Source organism: Lentibacillus amyloliquefaciens (assembly GCF_001307805.1).
Classification (GTDB): Bacteria; Bacillota; Bacilli; order Bacillales; family Amphibacillaceae; genus Lentibacillus; species Lentibacillus amyloliquefaciens.
On sequence record NZ_CP013862.1, the window covers coordinates 2,861,931 to 2,883,644 of the forward strand.

A 21,714-nucleotide genomic window follows, 5' to 3' on the forward strand; every position below is an offset into this window, starting at 1 on the left:
ATGTACTTGTAAGTATATTTAATAAAAATGTTAACGCCTTTATGATCGTCTGATTAAATGGTGGTGATTAGATGAAAGCCCTAAAGTTATTTGCTGTATTGATTATGATGGCGCTTATGACAGTTGGCTGTAGTACCAACAGTGAAAATTCAACTACGATTGGCAATCCCACTCCACGTGATTTTTTGGAACATGATGATGCCGATATTTTTTATATTGGTGACTTGATTTATTCCAATGCTGAGAATGTAGAATGGGTGCAGAAGCTGGAATATACACTGGGTGAAGAGTTTGCTGAAATAACCCGGCAGACTGATAAGGCTTATCGTTTTAAAAGTGGAACAGCCAACAAGTTGCCTGCAGAAACAATTATATATGAAACTGATACACCTGTATACATCGCCATTGTCGACGGAAAAGAAATACCTTACCTCAAAATGGTTGAAGGCTAAGACGTCGTTTGGAAAAGGAGGCAGCAGCCATGATGACGTTTTTTCTGATTGTTGGGATCGCATGTATTGTAATGGCGAATATTTTCATGGGCGGTTTGAAGAGCGGAGAGCAGCAGCAAACGGTTTTCCATACCGAAAAACACGATCCGCGCAGCGTCAAACTGAAACCGGCACTGTATTTTGGATTGGTTGGTTTAGTTTCACTTGGCATCTCTGCTCTCATTTATTTTTTGTGAGGATCCAAATCAACTTATTGGTGCTGGACAGGGGGCTGGGAAAGCCATTGGACTTTTCATTGATCCCGTATGTAACGGGCAGTACGTCCCCACCTCAAAGATTCGAGTGTCCAAAGGGGTTTAGGTGGGGGTTGGGCGCTTTTTATTAAATGCACTTTGGAGTTGATCAATTTCGGTAAATAGCTGTTCCATTATGATAATCATCCTCCAAACGTCTTTATTGATTTTATTCTACACACCTAAGACTTCTCCTGCAATCTTTTTCCAACCAGGAAGTGATGTAAGACGATTTGTGCATTCGGTTCTGATTTTTACTGCAGCTTTTGTTATGGAAATACTGTGGGGTCAGTTTAGTCTTTATTTAACTCAATCTGTTTGTAAAATGCGTTGATCTGTTTGATTTAGTTCATGATTCCCCCCCTGAAAATTATAACTTTTTCCTTTTGATAGTCTTCCTATATCTATAATCGAAATGAAAATCAAAAAAGGAGCACGAAAATAAAAATTTTTTTGCTGGAATATGAGTTTGCCAGGACGTACAATGATTGTAATGACTAGAATTGAAAGGATGACATGAAATGGGACAGGATATTACAGGAAAAATCGCTTATATCACAGGCGCAGGCAGCGGTATCGGGCGGGCAACAGCACTTGAACTGGCACGTGAAGGTGTTCATGTCGGACTAATCGCACGGACTGAAAGCAAACTGAAGGCAGTGGCAGAAGAGGCCGCGGCACAGGGTGTGAAAGCAAACTATGCTGTTTGTGACATAGCCGATATGAAACAGGTGGATCAGGCGGTCGAGAAGCTGCAGAAAGACCTTGGCGCTGCTGATATTCTTCTTAATAACGCCGGGGTTGGCATGCATGGTGATTTTCTTGATATTGAACCGGATGATTGGAAACATACGTTGGAAGTGAATGTCTTTGGAACATATCACGTCACACGTGCGGTACTGCCGCAAATGATTGAGAAAAATCAGGGCGATATTATGAATATTTCCTCAAGCAACGGGTTAAAAGGAACAGCAGGGTCGACATCGTACAGTGCGTCCAAATTTGCTGTACAGGGTATGACAGAAGCGCTCATGCAGGAAGTCCGCCCGCACAATATCCGTGTCTCAACGCTTAACCCGAGCATGGTTGGCACGGAAATGATTTTCAGTGATAACCCTGATAAAAATGATAAGGAAAAGTTCATGCAACCGGAAGATTTGGCTGAATATATGGTGTCACAGTTGAAACTGCACCCGCGCATATTCATCAAACAGTCACTGCAATGGGCGACAAACCCGTTTTAAGTAGTGCAAAACTACTATTGGCTGACAAATAGAGGGGGATTGCCTCACTGACGGGGCTCCTCTTTGCTTAATCAATTATAGAGGTTGTTCAAAAAGTCCGGTAAAAATGACACTTCGGTGTTTCTAGTTGGCTTGCTTTTCCGTTCCTCACGTATTAACTGCTTACGTTCCGGTACCGGGAGCTTTGCTGCCTCGAACTTCTCGGTCCTTTTTATCCTCTTTTTGAACACGCACTTACACTGACAATCATTTACTTTCTAATAGGTTTGTTCTTTTATGCGGAAAGGGCTTTCAAAGAAGTGGTAGATAAAAGAGGTGGACTGAGCGGTATTTAAAAAAGATTACTCAAAACTGATGGATCGCTTATTTAATTCATCCTTTATTATGTTAATAAATTCCTCTTCAAGTTGTAATTTTTTAGATTGGTAATAGGCTTCCAATAAGCTTTCATTTGATAAATGTTCCATGTTTATTCAAATACTCCTTTTTAAACGTGATAAAAATACTGGGTATATAGTTATATATACAAATTTACATAAAAGAAAACGTCTTTTTTGCTTTACTCCTGACAAAATTAAAATAACAACATACGTTTAATAATCGTCAGGAGATGGTTGCACCTTGAAGGATGCACATCTTTAACAAACGCGACTCTTTCGTCTATAATATGTCAAGGAACCATCATTTTGGCCCCGCATGTAACGGGCAGTAAGACCCCCATCTCAAGTATTCGAGGATACAAAGATTTAGGTGGGGGTCTTACTGCCTACAAATGTCTGATTCTGTTCAACTAACAATCAGTGGAGAAGGGCAATCCACTGAGTGAAGTTTCACTTGATGCGGCGGTGCTTTTTTACATATTTGGAGGAGATGACCATATTGAAGAGATGGCGCGCTTTTTTTGAAGCGATTGTTGTGGCGCTGGCCGGCGTTGCTTTATTTTCAGTGATGAATATACCGCTTCCTTGGCTGATCGGCCCGCTTGTGGCCATTGCAGCATGGAGTATTACAACCCAGCGGGAGCTGTATTGGCCGTTTACATTTCGAAAAATTGCGATGGTGCTGCTCGGTTATCTGATCGGCACATCATTTACGCAGGAAACGTTGATTGAGATGGGGAACCATGTGCCATCAATGATTGCGATAACGATTCTGACTGTTGTCTTCAGCCTGATGCTGGGATTTATTTTTTCAAAAATGACTGGGCTGGATTTGCCGAGCTGTATGATCGGTAGCATTCCGGGCGGTTTGTCGCAAATTATGGTGCTCATGGATGAAATCAAAGGTCTGAATCCGACTGTGATCATGTTTCTCCAGAGCATGCGTGTGATGCTTATTGTCATATTTGTGCCAATGGTAACGGTGTATCTGTTTGACGGGGGATCGGGTGCATTGCGGGATGGGTTGGGTTCCGGAGCTGTCAGTTGGGCAGGTATGCCTTGGTATACATTCATTCTATATCCGCTTTTAATGGTATCAGCTGCATGGCTTTTTGGCCGATTGCGAATCCCGACTGCACTGCTGCTCGGACCGATGGTGCTGACGATAGCCATGACGTTTGGGAGTTATCCGACGCCTGAACTTCCGGTAGCGTTTATTGATTTGGCGCAAATTTTTATCGGTGTGCATATTGGTTTGCAAATGCGCCCGAGGGAGTTGCCGGATTGGAAAAAGGTGATGGCTTATACAGTCATAACAGTCGTTGTTCTAGTACTTTTCGGTCTTGGACTTGGCTATGGTCTTGCTTGGCTGTATGAACTGTCTTTCAACACAGCGTTGTTAAGCACCGCACCGGGCGGGATGGTTGAGATGGGACTGACGGCAGTAGCGATTGGCGGTGATGTCTCAGTTGTCACCAGCTATCAGCTTTTCAGATTGCTAAGTATAATGCTTTTTGTGCCATTTTTCTTCAAATGGCTGAATAAGCGGCGTGGAGGAAGTTCGTAACGGTGAATGTAACGGTTGAATGACTGGTTCATTTTTCCCTAACACGGTAATATAGGAGATAGAATTAATAGAAAGGAAGATTTACTCTGAAACTTTTTCGTCCGCTTGAAATCATCCTCGCATTGTGCGTGACCCTATTGCTTGTTTACGATTACTTTCCCGATATCCCGTTTAGAGAGGCCGTGCCACTGGAGCTCTTAATCGTTGCGATGCTTGTCTTATTTATGGTTACCGTCTACCGCAACCGGAAATATAATACCAATCAGAAAACGGTGTTCCGGTCACAGGTGTTTTTCCTCGTCTATATCGTTGCATTAATGACAATCCTGACTGCTTTAGGCGGAGAATCACAAATTGGTATTTCGTTTGATACAGGTATTTTCTGGGCTGCACTGGCGGTTGCCGTTATGGAAATATCGTTTCTGTGGCGCCGGATGCAGCAGGATAGGTAGAAAGTGCCAGGAAAGCTTTTTTGATTCGCTACCATATAAGCCTGTTTCAAACTGACATATCAGGGGGTGTATCCGGATTTTGTTCAACTGGGAAATCCATTCTATTATTGAAAAAACTTCCGACTTTGATATGATTATAGAATAATCGTATGACTAGAAATTATTACATATTGGAGGTTTTGGAATGAACGGCAATCATTTTTTAAAGTTAATCACAGCTTCTTTGTTTGCACTGCTCCTTTTGACCGCATGCGGAGGCGCAAGCTCGACAGAAGGCAGTGCCGATGAAGGTGATGCAGGCGGGAGTGAAGAAGCGGATAGTCAGGAAGATACATCTTCAGATGAAGATAAGGAGGATGGCTCTGAGGAGGCGCAATCGTCAGAAAGTGGATCGTCAGATGAAGATACTTCAGGTGCTGTAAAGCCGCAATCAGCCTCTGAATCCATTTCATTTGAACAGGTGTCATGGCTTGGCGGGGTGCCGGATCGTCAGCCTGAGGCGGGAGTTTGGTACTATAACCAGAACGATCATCCTGAAAAATACGCAGACACGTTTAACTGGGAGGAAGAGGATATATTGCTCTGGCAAATTGGTGATGAGAAGTATAAGGGTTATGATGCGGATACCGGCAAGCTTGAAATCATGGATGATGACGTCATCAAGATTGTTGTCGAACTTGAAGCGGATGAAACCGATGATGAACGTGCTCCGAGGAATTATTTGAAAGTGCCTAAAGGCGAACTTGAAGGTAAAAGCTTTATTGTTGAAACGGTCGATGGCGAACAGCTGTCAATACAATAAAACATGCGGCGGAATAAAAGAAGAGGGAAAAGTGTCATCACTTTTCCCTCTTCTTTTTCTTTTGCTTTTTAAATTCTTCACGGACTTTTTCATTCAGTTCACGGCTGATGCCTACTGTGCTTTCAACATCCAGCACAAAAGCGATCCCTTTGCCCGGTTTTTTTAGTTCCGCATCTTCATTGATGGTTTTAAGTACTTCTTTTGTCTTTTCTTTATGGATGAGTGTCAATACCACTTCTTTCTCAGGTTCAATCATGATGTTAAACAGTTTTGCTTTTTCGTGGACACCGGTACCGCGACCATGCAAAATGGTTCCGCCCTCTGCTCCGGCTTTCCTGGTGGCATCCACAACTTTTTCCGAATCGCCCCTGTTAACGATGGTAATGATTAAATCATACAAAACATCTTGATCTTGCCACATGATATCAGCACCCTCCTCATCTTCTGCATCGCCTTCTTCCCCGTGCCATCCGAGCAAGTGGTTGATGCCGGCGATTTTTTTCGTATCGATTACAAATCCGATGCCATGTCTTGGCTTATTCAGCTGAACGGAGTTAACGATTGCTTGCCTGACATCATTAAAAATCTCATCAGATACGAGTGTCAGTATGACGGCTCTTTCCCGTTCCACCGGCATGCCCAGAATCCGCATTTTTTCATTAAGCCGGATTCCTTCGCCGAGCAGTGTGGTTCCACCTTGCGCACCGGCGTTCCGGGAGGCTTGAACAACCTTTTTGGCTTTATCTTTTTTAACGATCGTGATGATGAGCTTCTGCCCCTGAATCGTCACTGACATACTGACTTTTCTCCTTTCTGCTGTACAGAATACCAAGCGTTAACACAGATAATATAGGAGCCAGCGCCACCATTGCAACCATTCCAAATCCATCAACCAGCGGATCGCGTCCTTCAATCTGTCCGGCAATCCCTGTGAACATCGCCAAGACAAATGTCGCTGTCATTGGGCCGGTTGAAACACCGCCAGAGTCGAATGCAATGGTCATAAATGCTTTTGGCGCATAACGTGTCATTACAAACGCTATTATATAACCTGGAATGATAAAATACCATAGGGAAAATCCAAAAATTAGCCGGACCATTGAAAGTGCAACTGATACCCCGACACCGATTGATAATGTATACAGCAACAGTTTTTCCGGAATATAACCGCCGGACACTTTCTCGGCCTGCTCAACCATGACAGCAACAGCGGGTTCAGCATAAATGGCAAAAAACCCGATGATAAAGCCAATCGGTATTAACAGCCATTTAGATGACAGGCCGCCAAGCACATTGCCCATTTGTTCCCCAAAAGGCATGAATCCGATATGGACACCCTGCAGGAATAATGAAAGCCCTAAAAATGCTAAAACAAACCCGATGCTGATGCCTATTAATCGTTTTAATGGTAATTTCAAAAATAGAAAATGGAAGACAGCAAACAGAATGGCAAGAGGCAAAAGCGCGATCGCAACCTCTTGCATCGTTGCGCCAAAACCTTCAAATATAACAAGGTTCATCCGTAAATCACTCCCAGAATCAGCACGGATAAAATAGGACCGATAGAAGCCAGTCCAACAAGCCCGAATCCGTCACTTGAGGCGGATTTACCTCTGATGACTGTGGCGACACCAACGCCAAGAGCCAATATAAACGGTACTGTGAGCGGTCCGGTTGTTACCCCGCCGGCATCGAATGAAATCGGCACAAAATTTGATGGTGTCAAAGCGGCCATTATAAAGACCAGGGCATAACCGCCAGCCAATAAATAAATCATTGGAATATTAAACACGATACGGAACATGGCCAATGCAACGAAAATACCGACCCCAATCGCAACTGACATAATCAGTATGCTTTGTGGAATGGCCCCACCTGATACACTGTCAATTTGTGAGGATAGAACACGGACATCGGGTTCGGCAAATGTAACAACTGCTCCGAGCAGAAATCCGAATAAAACAATAACCCCTATCATTTTTGTCTTGGTTAAAGCGGATCCGATCATCTCTCCAACTGGAAGCAGGCCGACATTGACGCCCAGCAGGAAAAGTATAAGTCCGACACCGACAAAAAGGACACCAATCAGAAATTGGACAAACGCCTCCATCGGCAGCCAGATAATCGTGAATTGCAGCACTGTAATGACGATTGCAATCGGTAAAATAGAATAAATAACTTCTAAAACAGTGTCTTTAATATTGTCCATAAAAAACCCCCAGGTGTGCTTGGCGAATTGTTGCAAACGAAGAAACGTATATTGGAAGATTATTCGCAGAAAGAGGAGATATACGCATGTGTTCTTCTTAAATTATAGCATTATGTAGAAATAATCAGAAATAAAAAGCATCAGTGATCTGACATCGAGATTCATGCCAAAGCAGTGTAAGCACTGTTTTGACTACCATTGCAAACGTATTGAGAAAAAAGGATTGGGTATAAAGAATTATTTATTTACAGAACTTTTGAAAAATTGGTTATGTCGTTGCATGTACAATTGGTTCTTCAGCCGCTAATCTAGTATTGAAAGCCTTTACAGATAGATTTGGAGGGAGGCAAAATCATGAAGACATGATATTTTGCTTAATTTTAAATTATATGAACTGGCGTTATGAAGCGATTAAACTGGGAGGGGAGTGAAACGCGGTAACGGCAGATAAAATATAACTTAAAAGGAGTGAATGTTTTGCTTAAACGACGGTGGTTTTCAATCCTCTCGTTCACGCTTGTTTTCTTGCTGTGCTTCCCTGCTGCAGCTTTCGGCAAGGGCTGGGATGATCCGGTCAAACCGGGCTGGGGAAATGGTGAAAAAGCGAAGCACGGCTGGATTGTCAGTAAAATGAACCACATGACACTGGAAGAGAAAATCGGCCAGTTATTTATTATCCATATGTATGGACAGACCCCCACAGATCCCGACTACGAAGAAACCAACCTAAACAATAATCGCGGCGCTAAAAACTTTAAAAAAGCAATAGAAAAATATCATATCGGCGGTGTCATTTATTTTAACTGGACCGATAACATCGGGAATCCGGCTGATGTTGAACAGGTTAACGCCCTGTCAAATGGGCTGCAGGACATTGCCATGGATCAGCGTATGCCAATTCCGTTGTTCATTTCAACCGATCAGGAAGGCGGTATTGTTCAGCGGCTGACAAGTCCCGGCACGGTTTTCCCTGGAAATATGGCGCTTGGAGCAACCCGTTCAACCGATTTGGCTGCTGACTCTGCAGGAATTATGGGCACTGAGTTAAGCAGTCTCGGCATTAACATGAATTTTGCGCCTGTAGCGGATGTCAATGTAAATCCGGAAAATCCGGTCATCGGTGTCCGTTCATTCGGTGAAGATCCTGACCTTGTTTCTGATATGGCCGTTTCTCAAGTGCAGGCTTATCAGAATCAAAAAGTTGTTCCGACAGCCAAACACTTCCCGGGACATGGTGACACGGATGTTGACTCACACTATGGCCTGCCGGTTATCAATCATGATCTGGAAACATTGCATAATGTTGATCTGAAGCCATTCCAGGCAGCGATTGACGCTGGCATTGAGGCGATTATGACGGCACACATTGTCGTTCCAGCGCTTGATGATTCTGGTCTGCCGGCGACATTGTCGAAACCGATTTTAACCGATCTTTTGCGTGAGGAAATGGGGTTTAACGGACTGATTGTAACAGACAGCCTTGGCATGTCCGGGGCTAACGTGGTCGAGCCTGAACGCGTTCCGGTTGAAGCGTTTAAAGCAGGAAATGATATTTTACTGAACCCGCCTGATGTCGAGCAATCGTATAATGCGATGCTTGAAGCGGTTGAAAGCGGCGAGATCAGTGAAGAGCGCGTTGATGAATCCGTTTACCGTATTTTGAAGGCCAAGATGGAAAAAGGTCTGTTCGGTGATCCGAAAACCGATCCTGATGCAGTTGAAAACATTGGAACAGACGAAAATTTGGCCAAAGCAGATGAAATCGCCAATAAGAGCATTACCATGGTGAAAAATGAGAACAATTTGCTGCCGCTGCAGGATAATCAGGATGTTCTGATTACCGGTCCATCACTCGGCGAGCCCGCATACCTTGCCGATCAGCTTGCAGGCAAAGGCTACAATGTCAGTGCTTATACAACCGGTACAAGTCCTTCGCAGGCGCAAATTGATGAAGCGACAGCGCAAGCGCAAGATGCTGATACAGTTGTTGTGACCACATATACGGCAAATACAAATCCGGCCCAGCAGCAATTGGTTTCAGCGCTTCAGAGTACTGGAAAACCTCTTGTTGTGTCAGCAATCCGGAATCCGTATGATTTGATGAAGTTTCCTGAAGTAGATGGTTATCTCACCACTTACGGCAACCGGGATGTATCGGTTGAAGCACTTGCCAGAGTTCTGAGCGGAGATGTGAATCCGCAGGGCAAACTGCCGGTTACGATTCCTGAATTGTACGAGTATGGTCATCACCTTGGTTATTGAAGGTGACGATTGATCATTAGAAAAATAATACTCAGCAAAATAAAAACAGGAGGCATTGATAATGAAAAAATGGATGGTCATATTAGCGGCCGCCATCATGATGTTAACGACATTGTCTGTTGTTATGGCAGATTCCCCGGGAAATGGCAAAGGACCGCCTGATGGTGTGCCGCCGGGACATGACACAGACGTCAAGCTTGGTGTTGACGTATTGCTGGAAGATAAAATTGACATGCTTGAAGGCAAGAATGTCGGGTTGATTACGAATCCGACCGGTGTTGATCAGGAATTGAACAGCATCGTCGATACATTGCACAATCACGATGATGTTAATCTTGTCTCACTGTACGGACCGGAGCATGGTGTTCGCGGAAGTGCACAGGCAGGTGAATATGTTGAGTTTTATATCGATGAAAAAACGGGCCTGCCTGTCTACAGTCTTTATGGTGAAACGCGCAAACCGACACCGGAAATGCTCGAAGACGTTGATACATTGCTGTTTGATATTCAGGATGTCGGTACGCGTTTCTATACCTACATCTACACGATGGCGTATGCAATGGAAGCTGCGGCTGAAAACGACATTGAATTCGTTGTTCTTGACCGTCCGAACCCGCTTGGCGGTGAAAAAGTGGAAGGTCCGGTATTGGAGCCTGATTATTCATCGTTTGTCGGCATGTACCCGATCCCGCTTCGCCATGGCATGACCGTCGGCGAATTGGCCAAGTTGTTCAATGAAGAGTTCGATATCGGCGCTGATCTGGAAGTTGTTGAGATGGAAGGCTGGGATCGTTCGATGACATATGACGAGACGGGGCTAGAATTCGTTATGCCATCACCGAATATGCCGACACTTGATACAGCATCCGTCTATCCGGGGGCAGCCCTGATCGAAGGAACAAATGTCTCAGAAGGACGCGGCACAACCAAGCCGTTTGAATTGATTGGTGCGCCGTTCATCAACAGTACGGAACTTGCAGCCAATTTGAATGAACAAAGTCTTAATGGTGTTCAGTTCAGAGCTGCGTCATTTACACCACAATTCTCAAAACACAGTGGTGAATTGTCCCACGGCGTTGAAATTCATGTGAAAGATAAAGAAGCATATGAACCGGTTGAAACGGGCGTTACAATTGTCAAAACGATCCATGATATGTATCCTGAAGACTTTGCTTTCCGGGAAGAAAACAGCGAGGGCATCTCATTCTTTGACAACCTGATCGGCAATGGCTGGGTCCGGGACAAAATAGAAAACGGTGATTCAGTAGATGACATCGTCAACACATGGCAGCCGGAACTGAATGAATTCAAAGAGACAAGAGAAGATTACTTGCTTTATGAAGGGGGCAACAAACGGCCGGGACCACCATGGAATAACTAAATTACTGAGGGATAGGTTTTCCGGGGGACCATAATCAGACGCTATGGTCCCCCAGATTATGAATTGACAAAATGTGTTTTAACATCAATATCTTCTCGGTCATCACTTCTGTAATCGAAAGCATTACGTAAGGCACGAGTAAGAGGTGACAAAACGTTTCTCATGTGTCATATTGTTGTGTGATACTTAACAACCCGGACTGCTTCTCAAAACAGTCCGGGTTTGTTGGTTCGTACTATATTCAGCTAGTGCCGTTTGTTAAGCCACAGCACACCGGATTTGGCCAGGCGTGGAATGTAGCCGACCATCGATTGTGACATCATTTCCCCAAAACCTTCCGAGCTTCCGAGCGATCCGAGGGTGCCTTTCAGCTTGAGCTTGCCGGGTTTTTTCGGTTCTTTATCTTTAATGACCGAATTGAGGACATCCGCGGTTTGTTCACCTTGCTGCCGAGCAAGTTGGGCGCTGGGTGAATGTTCTGAGGCGGCACAATCACCAACGACATAAATATGCGGCTTTTCAGGCACTTGATAATAGTCGTTTACAACAATTTTTTCCTGACCGTCCTGTTCAAGCGGCAATTCACGCACAAGGTAATTTGGGCGCACGCCTGCTGTCCAGATGGTGACATCATTCACATAACAGACGCCGTTATTACAGACCCCATCTTTCTCAACATACTCAACTTGTGCATGATGAAGCACCTCGACATCATTTTTCATGAACCAGTCTTCAACATAGTTCTGAATCTTCCGGTCGAACGCTTTCAAGACTGAATTGCCACGGTCAAGAATCCGGATGTTTAAGTCAGGTCTGCTTTCACGGATTTCAGATGCCACTTCAATTCCGCTGAGTCCTGCACCGACGATTGTAGCCTTTCCGTATGCAGGCAGGTTGCCGATTGCCATCCCGGCATGACGCGCTTTGTTGAGCGTCTGGACACTTTCGGTAAACTTAGTTGCTCCTTCAATGCCATGGTGATTGTCTTCACATCCCAAAGCAATCACCAAATAATCAAATGGAACAGGCTCACTTCTTTCCCGCAAATTGATCTGCTGATTGTCGGTATCAATTTTGGTGATCTCAGCATACACGTAGCTGACTTTGTCATGTTCCGGAAAGTCCATGCGCACGTCTTTATCAGCTGAAGTACCGGCTGCTATCGTGTAAAATTCTGTTTTAATCGAGTGGTAAGGATTGCGGTCGATTATGGTAATATGCAAATCCTCGGGGAGATTATGCTCAACCAAGTTTTGCAGTATATTCAATCCGCCATACCCGCCGCCCAGGATGACTAAATTTCTCATGACAAAACTCCTTAATATCTGTAAGTGCGCGTTCAAAAAAGAGGATAAAAAGGACCGAGAAGTTCGAGGCGGTGCAGTTTCGAGCAGCGGAATGTATGGTATTTGGATACATGAGCCGCGGAGAAACAAGCCAATAAAGAACTTCGATGTGTCATTTTTACCGGACTTTTTGAACAACCTCTATAAGTGCTCCTAATGATAAGCGTATCAAAAGTGACGCTGGAAAACTAGGAAAAGACAGGGAATTGTTATTTAAATTTTGCCAGTGATAAAGTATTATTATACAAAACAGCAGGAAAGGTGTCATTTTAATGGATCGATTAACATTTGGTTCACTTTTGGATGTGATTGGTGAACTGTTTTCAGATGAGATTTCGATTGCGGTCTCGGACACATCCGAGTATATTTATTACCGTCCGAGTAAGCGGATTGATTTAAAAATAAAGACAGGTGATCCGGTCGTTGAGGGGACGATTGCCCATAAAGCAATTAGTACCGGACAAAAGGTATCGGAGTTCATTGACCGTAATGTATTTGGTGTGCCGTATCACGGAATGGCTGTCCCGTTTCATCAGGAGGGGGAACTGCAAGGGTGTGTGACAGCTATTTATCCGGTCATGACTGAGGGTAAAGCGGTTGTAACGGTAAAAACAGGAGATGGCTGGCGTCCGATTCCCTTTTCTGATGTGGTCTTTATGGAAGCCAAAGATCGAAAAACGTATGTGTTTGCAGAGGAATTGGCGGGAACCACAAATCGTGCGCTTCAGGATTACGAGTATTCACTTCCGAGAGAGACGTTCATTCGCTGTCATCGTTCATTTATTGTTAATGTTCATCACATCAGTGATATTTTCCCGGATACGCATTCTACGTTTATGCTGGCGATGGACAATGGCATTCAGGTGCCGGTCAGCCAGTCCTATGCGAGTTACTTCAGGAAACTGCTCGGGTTTTAAGATCAAGTCATGCGAGAGGGCTTTGCGGGTGCAAGTAACGGCATTTTCGGTATATCAGAATGGATATTCCCCGGCACCATAAAACTCGAGTCTTTTAATTTCGGACGTAAAATATCTGCCGGTTGTAAAAATGTGTTGCTTCATCCGTCTAACTTGCTTGTTCATGATGAATATAGCTATTCGCCGCAAAAATCCCCGATGCCCCTGGTCTGATACGTTAGAATTGTTTTACAACTAAAAAGAAAGGGGTTACATCATGAACGCTAACAAAGAACGAATTCACAACGAGTGCCTCCGCGGACGTGTTGTGTCAGCACAGGATGCTGCATCATGGATCAAGGATGGCATGACGCTGGGGATGAGCGGGTTTACACGTGCAGGTGATGTGAAAGCGGTCCCAACAGCACTCGTCGAACGGGCAGAAGACGAGACGTTTAAAGTGAACGTATTCACCGGTGCATCACTCGGTTCAGATATTGATACAATGTTTGCTGAAGCAGGTATCATTAATAAACGCCTGCCATTCCAGGCAGACCCGGTTATGCGGAAAAAGATCAATCAGGGTGAGCATCTGTTTGTCGATCATCACTTGTCACACACGTCTGAGTGGATCAGGCATGATGTTATCGAAACAATTGATTACGCTATTTTGGAAGCGATTGCGATTACGGAAGATGGCGCGATCATTCCATCTACTTCAATCGGGAACTCGCTTGTGTTCGCTGAAAATGCAAAAAATATTATCGTTGAAATAAATACAGCCTAGCCGGAGCTCTTAGAAGGCGTCCATGATTTGTACAGCCCGGCAAAACAGGGCGAACGTGAGCCGATACCACTGACAAAACCGGATGCCCGGATTGGTGAAACAAGCATTCAAATTGATCCGGAAAAAATCAAAGGGGTTGTGTTTACCCACCAGAAGGATTCCCCTTCGACGATCGGTCAGCCTGATGAAGAAACGAAAATGATGGCCGATCATTTGCTTGATTTTCTAAGGGATGAAGTCCAATCAGGCCGGCTGGATAAACAGCTCGCACCGCTTCAGTCCGGAATTGGTTCAGTTGCCAATGCTGTGCTTCACGGCATGGTTGATTCCGAGTTTGAAAATCTGCAAGTCTACTCGGAAGTCTTGCAGGATGCGGTATTTGACTTAATTGATGCCGGCAAAGTAGATTTTGCGTCATGCTGCTCAATCACGCTCTCGGAAGACAAGATGCAAAAAGTCTTTTCCAATTTTGAAAAGTATCGTGACAAACTGGTCATGCGCCCGCAGGAGATTTCCAATCATCCGGAAATCATTCGCCGCCTTGGATTGATTTCTATCAACACTGCACTGGAATTTGACATTTACGGCAATGTCAACTCGACGCATGTTTCCGGTACCAAAATGATGAATGGCATTGGTGGATCAGGTGACTTTGCACGCAACGCCAAGCTCGCTATTTTCGTCACGAAATCGATTGCCAAAGATGGTGACATCTCAAGCATCGTGCCATTTGCCTCCCATATCGATCATACAGAGCACGATGTTGATGTGGTCGTAACTGAACAGGGATATGCGGATCTGCGCGGTCTGGCACCACGCGAACGGGTTGAGAAAATCGTTGAAAATTGTGCGCATCCAATGTACCGCGGGCAATTATGGGGCTATTACAATGAAGCGCTCGAACGCGGCGGGCAGACACCGCACATTTTGGAAAAAGCTTTCTCATGGCATGCCAATTTTGCAGATAATGGCACAATGCTGGAGCGTATACCTGAAACAGTCTAACATTTGCCTTGCTTATGAATGTTCATATACAGAAAAGACCACGCCAAGAGGAAGCGTGGTCTTTTCTGCAGCGTCAGAAATATATAAATTATGATTGACCTTATAAGAAAAACTTCGGCACACACTATAGGAAGAGGCTAAACTTGAGTTTTTCTAATATCATTATTTGTTCAGTATTTTCTTCATAGCGTTGATTCGGCCGACGTGATTGCCTTCGTGGAATGCCGCCAGCGCTGCCAATTCACCATATGTCTGAGCGCCTAAAACTGTTTTAGGCAATTTTTCATCCAATTTTTCCTCAGGAATCTGCTTGATCCGTTTCAACTGGTCTGTCAATTGGCCTGCAAGCTCATCAGCGCTTGGGACATCTTCAGGCCAGTCTGCGGGTTTAGAACCATAGCCGAATAAATCTTTATAGCGTTCCGGCAGATGCTCTGTATTCTCCGGAAATCCGAACAAGAACTGTTCGTTTGTTGTCAGTACATGACCGATATGCCAGTGAATCGTATTATTGAACCCTTCCGGCTGCGTTTCCAGCTGCTTTTCATCCAAATCTTTGATTTCACCCATGAATGCGCTATGTGTTGTGTTAAACTGTGTCATAATTAAGTTGCTCATCTTAAAACCTCACTTTTATAAGTATTTAAGTCCAGTATAACAATTTTCCCCCTGTTTCCAAATGATGAAGCATTTTCATGCATGGTCCCGTAAAAAATACGAGGAGTGATTGTTTCATGGCTTTTAAGTATGCGAATGCTGTCAACGATGTTAAACAGTTTTTTGAAAGAAAACTTGACTCATTATAAACTTAAGTTTATAATATAAACAAATGTTTGAGAAGAGGTTGCTATGATGAATGAACGCGAACGCAAACTTTTTCAGCTGATTAAGAATAACCCTTACATCTCTCAGCAGGAACTGGCAGAGGCACTGGATTTATCCCGTCCGTCTGTAGCAAATCTGATTTCAGGGCTGATGAAAAAAGGGTATATTCGGGGGAAAGCATATATCCTGAACGAATTAAAGGAAGTCATTTGTATTGGCGGTGCGAATATTGACCGCAAATTTTATGCGAAAGAGCCTGTACGGGAAGGAACGTCCAACCCGGTTCGTTCTGAGCAAAATGCCGGCGGAGTGGCACGGAATATTGCTGAGAATCTCGGCAAGCTTGATGTCAATACCAAACTGCTCACTGTCAGCGGGACTGATAAAGATTGGGATTATATCCGGGAAGCATCGGCCCCATACATGAACTTGGAGGATGTGAGGCATTTCTCCGGATCGACAACCGGTTCTTACACAGCTGTTCTGGATGAATCCGGGGAACTGATTTATGGACTGGCTGATATGGAGATTTTTGATTTGATGATTCCGGAATGGATCAAAGCACAGGTACCGGTTTTATTGCAGGCCAGATGTATTTTGGCTGATTTGAATTGTCCGAAAGAAACGCTTGCATTTTTATCCCAATTTGCTGCCGGTCATGATATACCGCTTATAATCGTGACGGTCTCGGCACCGAAAATGGATCGGCTTCCGGCTGACTTGAGCGGCCTGACGTGGCTGATTACAAACAAAGCTGAATCGGAGGCCTATTTCCAGGGAGATTTTTCAATGCGTGAACTGGCAGATAAATGGTTGAAACTGGGTATTAAGAATGTTGTGATAACGCATGGCAAAGAAGGTGCTGTGGTTGGCAGCCAGGCTGAAGGCATCCATCATATTCCAGCCGTTGAACTGGATAAAATCATCGACGTGACTGGTGCAGGCGATGCATTCTCATCAGCTGTCACATATGCATGGCTGAATGATGAAGTGCTTGCCAAAGTCGCTTGGACTGGAGTTGTCAACGCCACGAAGACATTAATGTCGGGTTATACTGTAAGGCCGGAATTATCAGCGGCACAACTACAAAACGATATGGAGGAACTTTCATGAATCAATACCTAGCGTTTTCAGAAGAAGTCAGTAAGGCAAAGGAACAAGGTAGACCGGTCGTTGCCCTCGAATCCACCATCATTTCACACGGCATGCCGTATCCGCAAAATGTGGAAACCGCCCGTGAAGTTGAACAGATTATTCGAGACCATGGTGCAGTGCCGGCAACAATTGCGATTATGGACGGAAAAATTAAAATTGGTTTGAGTGATGATGAATTGGAAAGCTTTGGCCAGGCTGAAGGTGTCGCAAAAGTGTCTCGCCGGGATCTGCCGTATATCGTGGCAACTGAGCAAAAAGGCGCGACCACCGTTGCTGCGACGATGATCTGTGCTGAACTTGCCGCTATCGAAACTTTTGTGACCGGCGGTATTGGTGGTGTTCATCGGGGTGCGGAGGCATCAATGGATATCTCAGCGGACTTGGAAGAACTGGCTAAAACAAATGTTGCAGTTATTTGTGCAGGTGCTAAATCGATTCTTGATCTCGGCTTAACGATGGAATATCTGGAGACAAAAGGTGTCCCGGTAATCGGTTATGAAACAGATGTATTGCCGGCTTTTTATACACGAACAACCCCGTTTCCGGTTAACTTTCGGGCTGATGAACCGGATACAGTCGCCTTATCTCTTAAAGCAAAACGTGACCTCGGTCTTTCCGGCGGTGCTGTGATCGCCAACCCGATTCCAGAGGCTTATGCGTTGGCCGAGGAAGAGATATCAGCGGTCATCTCACAGGCGCTGGAAGAAGCTGAGGCAGGCGGCATAACCGGCAAAGATGTTACCCCGTTTATGCTGGCAAAAGTAAAAGAACTGACAGGCGGCAAAAGCCTTGACGCCAATATTGCACTCGTGAAGCATAACGCTCATGTTGGTGCGGATATCGCTGTGAAATTGGGTGCCATGGATTAATACGGTTTGATTAAAAAGCACGTGAGCGAGTTGCCTCATGTGCTTTTTTGTTGTTTTTCGGGCAGGCATCCATTGCCGAACAATAAATTTGAATGATGCAGTGAATATTGAAGAAACTAGAGAAGAACACCATGGAGTTTTGTATAAAATTTATTGGCAAATTACAGCAAAGGAGACTGAAAGAATGGCAAATGTCAAATTAGCAATCGTTTACTACAGTTCAACAGGAACGAATTATAAAATGGCACAATGGGCTGAAAAAGCCGCACAGGATGCAGGAGCTGAAACAAAACTGGTAAAAGCACCTGAACTTGCACCGGAAGAGGCGATTGCATCTAATCCTTTATGGAAAGAACATTATGAAGCAACGAAAGATGTGCCTGAAGCGAATTCGGATGATATCGAGTGGGCTGATGCCATTATATTCAGCGCCCCGACACGTTTTGGCACCCTGCCGGCGCAAATGAAGAATTTCATCGATACACAGGGCGGCCTTTGGGCAGCAGGCAAAACGATCAACAAAGTTGTAAGCTGGATGACCTCAGCACAAAATCCGCACGGCGGACAGGAAGCAACATTACTCTCGCTTTATACATCCATGATGCACTGGGGTGCTGTGATTGCAACACCGGGATACTCGGATGATTCCATCTTTGCCGGCGGCGGTAATCCTTATGGTGCCAGTGTTTCCGTTGATCAGGACGGCAACATGGTTGAAGATGTTGAAGGAGCGGTCTCCCATCAGGCACGCCGTACGGTTGATGTTGCATCCCGTATTGTTGAAGGCAGCTGAATAGTTTAAAAGCCGCAATCTCCTATCTGAGGATTGCGGCTTTTAAACGTTAAGGGTATTTTCTGGCCAAATGCTCAAGTTCACAGTGAATCCGCTGAAGTTCACAATTAAATCACTAATGTTCACAATTTAAGCGGCCGGCACAAGCAAAAAAACCTGGCGTTTGCCAGGTTTTTTTAAACCGGAAAATCCTATTCCATTAGCTCGCCGATAATCTCATACGAGCGGACGCGGGCTTTATGGTCATAAATCTGTGAGTTGATGATTATTTCGTCAGCTCCTGTTTCTTCAAGCAGCTTTTCCAGTCCCTGCTTTACCGTTTCTTTGGTGCCGATCAGCGTGTATGCCGAGTTGCTTGACTGTTCCACGACCGCCTTTTCCATTTCTGACCAGGCTTCATCAGGGTTCTCGATCGGCGGCTGCAGTTTCTCCGGCGTTCCGCGGCGGATGCTGAGAGTCTGCTCCTGCTGGGTTGTGGCCAAATATTTGGCTTCATCTTCTGTGTCGGCAGCAATCACATTGACACCAATCATCGCATAAGGCTTATCCATTAAGTCGGATGGTGTGAAATTCTCGCGATACATATTCATCGCCGCTACAGTATTGTCCGGTGCAAAATGACTGGCAAATGAGAATGGGAGGCCTTTTTGGGCTGACATTTGGGCACTGAAACCGCTTGAGCCGAGCAGCCAAATCGGAATCTTGAGTCCTTCGCCTGGCACACTATGAACTGCCGCGGTTCCGGCAAAGTAATTTTCCAGTTCCTCCACTTGCATCGGATAATCCTCAACGCGCTGATTCAACGTGCGTCTAAGCGCATAAGCGGTCGCCTGATCGGTGCCTGGTGCACGGCCAAGTCCAAGGTCGATGCGGCCCGGATACAATGTTTCCAGTGTACCAAACTGTTCGGCGATAATGAGTGAAGCATGGTTTGGCAGCATGACACCGCCTGAGCCGACACGCATCTCATTGGTCGCACCGGCGATGTGTCCAATCAGTAAAGATGTGGCCGAACTGGCGATTCCCGGCATATTATGGTGCTCGGCCAGCCAGTACCGGTTGAAACCGAATTTTTCTGTGTTCTGCGCTAAATCGACGCTGTTCTTAAATGACTGTTCCGGAGTGAAGCCTTCCAGGACGGGGGCAAGATCCAGAACAGACAGTGGAATATTGTTAAATGTTTTGTTTGGCATATAATTCACTCCTTAATGAAGATGATACGGCCTTCTGAACAGCAGTTCTAATATTTTGCCCAGAGAACTGCACTTAATCATTATCCTGTGGTTGATGCCCGAATTGATTATATTCGTGAAAGCGGAAATGCGGCATGGCGTGATTTCGATAAACTTGGATTGAGTAAGACACAAAAGCTTTTTTATCTACTTAGCGGCCCGAACACGCGGGGGGCTCCTGCGGGATTAGTGGCCAAAGTAAGACCCCGCAGAGCGGAGTTCGAGAAGCACACGGTTACCCGCGGAAAGCGAAGTGTATTTGGGCCGCGGCTACCATATCGACAATCTATGTGTGAAAACTTGAGAGAGTCTTGCCTGAAATCTTGATTCACTCGTGTTTCGTTTGCCACATTGCCATGCATGCCGTATTATAGTACAATATAATACTGGAATGTGTTGAAATGAGGGATATACATGAGCAAGAAATCCATTTACGGATTGACATATGAAGCATTGCAGGATTGGCTGACAAATCATGACCAGCGTCGTTTTCGCGCTGATCAGGTGTGGAATTGGCTTTACAAAAAGCGGATAAACGACTTTTCTGATATGAGAAACGTGAACAAAGAAACGATTGCACTGCTTGAAGAAAATTTTGTTCTCCATACGACAAAGGAAGAACTGAGGCAGGAATCCGAGGACGGGACGATCAAGTACTTATTCAGACTGTCAGACGGTAATCTGGTTGAAACAGTTTTAATGCGATTCAATTATGGGCTGTCGGTTTGTGTAACGACTCAGGTTGGCTGCAATATCGGCTGTTCGTTCTGTGCGAGCGGATTGCTCCGGAAAAATCGTGATTTGAACAGCAGTGAAATTGTTGAACAGATCGTTAATGTGCAGAAAGATATGGATATAAAGGAAAGCGACGAGCGCGTCAGCCATATTGTTGTAATGGGGATTGGCGAGCCGTTTGATAATTTCAATAACCTGATGGATTTCATCAATGTTGTAAATGATGACGCCGGTCTGAATATCGGTGCGCGTCACATCACAGTATCAACAAGTGGACTGGCGCATAAGATTTATGAATGGGCTGATACTGGGACTCAAGTTAATTTGGCTATTTCTTTGCACGCGCCGAATAATGAGTTAAGAACATCGATTATGAAAATCAACCGGGCCTTTCCGATTGAAAAGCTGATGAAAGCTGTTGATTACTATCTGGAACGGGTGAATCGGCGGATCACATACGAATACATCATGCTTAAAGGCGTCAATGACCATAAGGAGGATGCTGAAGAGTTGATTGAACTTCTGTCAGATAAACGTCACCTGTCTTATGTGAATCTGATTCCGTACAACACGGTCAGTGAGCATGATCAGTATCAGCGCAGTGATTCGTCAACTATCCAGGCTTTCTATGAAACGCTGAAGGAAAACGGACTTAACTGCGGTGTCCGCTGGGAAAACGGTGCAGATATTGATGCCGCATGCGGGCAGCTGAGAAGTAAACAAGTTAAAAAGGAAACTGCGGGTTAATTCAAAATACGTCCTGAATCAGGGCGTATTTTTTTGTCTGCATCTACCTCACTCAATATTTTGAATTTTATAATTCGGCTCTTTGACTCTTAATTTATCCATGTAAACAGATATTGTACACAAGAATACAAAAAGAATACATTGAGTTTACAATACCGTGTACATGTACACAAAACAATACACAAGTTGAAACGACAGTGTGTTCATTTTATGTATACAAGTAAACGGAATAAGAACACGAAAATAGTCTCATTGCGTATTTTTCTAAAAAAGATTATCCTA

The 21,714-nt window shown here is 44.7% G+C and carries 20 protein-coding genes and 1 pseudogene; 14 read left to right on the top strand and 7 right to left on the bottom strand.

Features of this window, described 5'->3' with window-relative positions; all coding sequences use genetic code 11:
* The first annotated feature begins 71 nt into the window (after nucleotides 1–71).
* The 3 genes from AOX59_RS14455 to AOX59_RS14465 all read left to right on the top strand — a co-directional run bounded on the left by AOX59_RS14455 (nucleotide 72) and on the right by AOX59_RS14465 (nucleotide 1,989).
* Nucleotides 72–452: a hypothetical protein gene (locus AOX59_RS14455; protein ID WP_068446625.1), complete on the top strand. Its 381-nt coding sequence runs from the start codon at nucleotides 72–74 to the stop codon at nucleotides 450–452.
* 29 nt (nucleotides 453–481) lie between these two features.
* Complete coding sequence (locus AOX59_RS14460) at nucleotides 482–688, top strand: DUF5316 family protein (protein WP_068446626.1); 207 nt, start codon at nucleotides 482–484, stop codon at nucleotides 686–688.
* Nucleotides 689–1,266: 578 nt separating this feature from the next.
* Entirely contained in the window at nucleotides 1,267–1,989 is a 723-nt protein-coding gene (locus AOX59_RS14465) for a 3-ketoacyl-ACP reductase (protein ID WP_068446627.1), read from the top strand.
* Between the two features lie 341 nt (nucleotides 1,990–2,330).
* Here AOX59_RS14465 and sda read toward each other — a convergent pair whose 3' ends face one another.
* Nucleotides 2,331–2,456 carry a sporulation histidine kinase inhibitor Sda gene (sda, locus tag AOX59_RS19305; protein ID WP_082684218.1) on the bottom strand — a complete coding sequence of 42 codons (126 nt, stop codon included), beginning with the start codon at nucleotides 2,454–2,456 and terminating at the stop codon, nucleotides 2,331–2,333.
* 412 nt (nucleotides 2,457–2,868) lie between these two features.
* Here sda and AOX59_RS14470 point away from each other — a divergent pair, with 412 nt between their 5' ends.
* From AOX59_RS14470 to AOX59_RS14480, 3 genes are all read left to right on the top strand, one after another.
* Nucleotides 2,869–3,936 (top strand): AbrB family transcriptional regulator, encoded by a 1,068-nt coding sequence (locus tag AOX59_RS14470; RefSeq protein ID WP_068446628.1) that lies wholly within the window; start codon nucleotides 2,869–2,871, stop codon nucleotides 3,934–3,936.
* 137 nt (nucleotides 3,937–4,073) lie between these two features.
* Complete coding sequence (locus tag AOX59_RS14475; protein WP_156418714.1) at nucleotides 4,074–4,388, top strand: hypothetical protein; 315 nt, start codon at nucleotides 4,074–4,076, stop codon at nucleotides 4,386–4,388.
* 184 nt (nucleotides 4,389–4,572) lie between these two features.
* Nucleotides 4,573–5,190 (top strand): hypothetical protein, encoded by a 618-nt coding sequence (locus AOX59_RS14480; RefSeq protein WP_068446630.1) that lies wholly within the window; start codon nucleotides 4,573–4,575, stop codon nucleotides 5,188–5,190.
* Between the two features lie 37 nt (nucleotides 5,191–5,227).
* Here AOX59_RS14480 and AOX59_RS14485 read toward each other — a convergent pair whose 3' ends face one another.
* The 3 genes from AOX59_RS14485 to AOX59_RS14495 are packed head-to-tail and all read right to left on the bottom strand — an operon-like array spanning nucleotide 5,228 to nucleotide 7,399.
* Nucleotides 5,228–5,986, bottom strand: coding sequence for a P-II family nitrogen regulator (locus tag AOX59_RS14485; RefSeq protein ID WP_068446631.1), 759 nt, complete (start codon nucleotides 5,984–5,986; stop codon nucleotides 5,228–5,230).
* A complete protein-coding gene (locus AOX59_RS14490) occupies nucleotides 5,940–6,710 on the bottom strand; it encodes a DUF1538 domain-containing protein (RefSeq protein ID WP_068446632.1) in 771 nt (256 codons plus the stop codon). Before AOX59_RS14490 ends, AOX59_RS14485 begins: the two co-directional genes overlap by 47 nt.
* Entirely contained in the window at nucleotides 6,707–7,399 is a 693-nt protein-coding gene (locus tag AOX59_RS14495; RefSeq protein ID WP_068446633.1) for a DUF1538 domain-containing protein, read from the bottom strand. The genes AOX59_RS14490 and AOX59_RS14495 overlap by 4 nt, the downstream gene beginning before the upstream one ends.
* A 468-nt stretch (nucleotides 7,400–7,867) precedes the next feature.
* On the opposite strand from AOX59_RS14495, the gene AOX59_RS14500 reads away from it, so the two are divergent.
* A complete protein-coding gene (locus tag AOX59_RS14500) occupies nucleotides 7,868–9,661 on the top strand; it encodes a glycoside hydrolase family 3 protein (RefSeq protein WP_237049275.1) in 1,794 nt (597 codons plus the stop codon).
* 61 nt (nucleotides 9,662–9,722) lie between these two features.
* Nucleotides 9,723–11,042: an exo-beta-N-acetylmuramidase NamZ family protein gene (locus AOX59_RS14505; RefSeq protein WP_068446635.1), complete on the top strand. Its 1,320-nt coding sequence runs from the start codon at nucleotides 9,723–9,725 to the stop codon at nucleotides 11,040–11,042.
* 245 nt (nucleotides 11,043–11,287) lie between these two features.
* Here AOX59_RS14505 and AOX59_RS14510 read toward each other — a convergent pair whose 3' ends face one another.
* Entirely contained in the window at nucleotides 11,288–12,349 is a 1,062-nt protein-coding gene (locus tag AOX59_RS14510; RefSeq protein WP_068446636.1) for an NAD(P)/FAD-dependent oxidoreductase, read from the bottom strand.
* Between the two features lie 311 nt (nucleotides 12,350–12,660).
* Between AOX59_RS14510 and AOX59_RS14520 the strand changes: the two genes are divergently transcribed.
* Entirely contained in the window at nucleotides 12,661–13,305 is a 645-nt protein-coding gene (locus AOX59_RS14520) for a LytTR family DNA-binding domain-containing protein (protein WP_068446638.1), read from the top strand.
* A 256-nt stretch (nucleotides 13,306–13,561) separates the two neighbouring features.
* A pseudogene (locus tag AOX59_RS14525) lies at nucleotides 13,562–15,076 on the top strand (acetyl-CoA hydrolase/transferase family protein).
* 162 nt (nucleotides 15,077–15,238) lie between these two features.
* Here AOX59_RS14525 and AOX59_RS14530 read toward each other — a convergent pair.
* Entirely contained in the window at nucleotides 15,239–15,694 is a 456-nt protein-coding gene (locus tag AOX59_RS14530; RefSeq protein WP_068446639.1) for a DinB family protein, read from the bottom strand.
* A 234-nt stretch (nucleotides 15,695–15,928) separates the two neighbouring features.
* On the opposite strand from AOX59_RS14530, the gene AOX59_RS14535 reads away from it, so the two are divergent.
* The 3 genes from AOX59_RS14535 to wrbA all read left to right on the top strand — a co-directional run bounded on the left by AOX59_RS14535 (nucleotide 15,929) and on the right by wrbA (nucleotide 18,718).
* Nucleotides 15,929–17,014: a carbohydrate kinase gene (locus AOX59_RS14535; RefSeq protein WP_068446640.1), complete on the top strand. Its 1,086-nt coding sequence runs from the start codon at nucleotides 15,929–15,931 to the stop codon at nucleotides 17,012–17,014.
* Nucleotides 17,011–17,925 (top strand): pseudouridine-5'-phosphate glycosidase, encoded by a 915-nt coding sequence (locus tag AOX59_RS14540; protein ID WP_068446641.1) that lies wholly within the window; start codon nucleotides 17,011–17,013, stop codon nucleotides 17,923–17,925. The genes AOX59_RS14535 and AOX59_RS14540 overlap by 4 nt, the downstream gene beginning before the upstream one ends.
* A gap of 184 nt (nucleotides 17,926–18,109) precedes the next feature.
* Nucleotides 18,110–18,718, top strand: coding sequence for an NAD(P)H:quinone oxidoreductase (wrbA, locus tag AOX59_RS14545; protein WP_068446642.1), 609 nt, complete (start codon nucleotides 18,110–18,112; stop codon nucleotides 18,716–18,718).
* Nucleotides 18,719–18,909: 191 nt separating this feature from the next.
* Here the strand turns inward: wrbA and AOX59_RS14550 are convergent, their stop codons facing one another.
* Entirely contained in the window at nucleotides 18,910–19,911 is a 1,002-nt protein-coding gene (locus AOX59_RS14550; protein WP_068446643.1) for an LLM class flavin-dependent oxidoreductase, read from the bottom strand.
* 453 nt (nucleotides 19,912–20,364) lie between these two features.
* Between AOX59_RS14550 and rlmN the strand changes: the two genes are divergently transcribed.
* Nucleotides 20,365–21,432, top strand: a complete 1,068-nt coding sequence (rlmN, locus tag AOX59_RS14555; RefSeq protein WP_068446644.1) for a dual-specificity RNA methyltransferase RlmN — start codon at nucleotides 20,365–20,367, stop codon at nucleotides 21,430–21,432.
* Nucleotides 21,433–21,714: the final 282 nt, after the last annotated feature.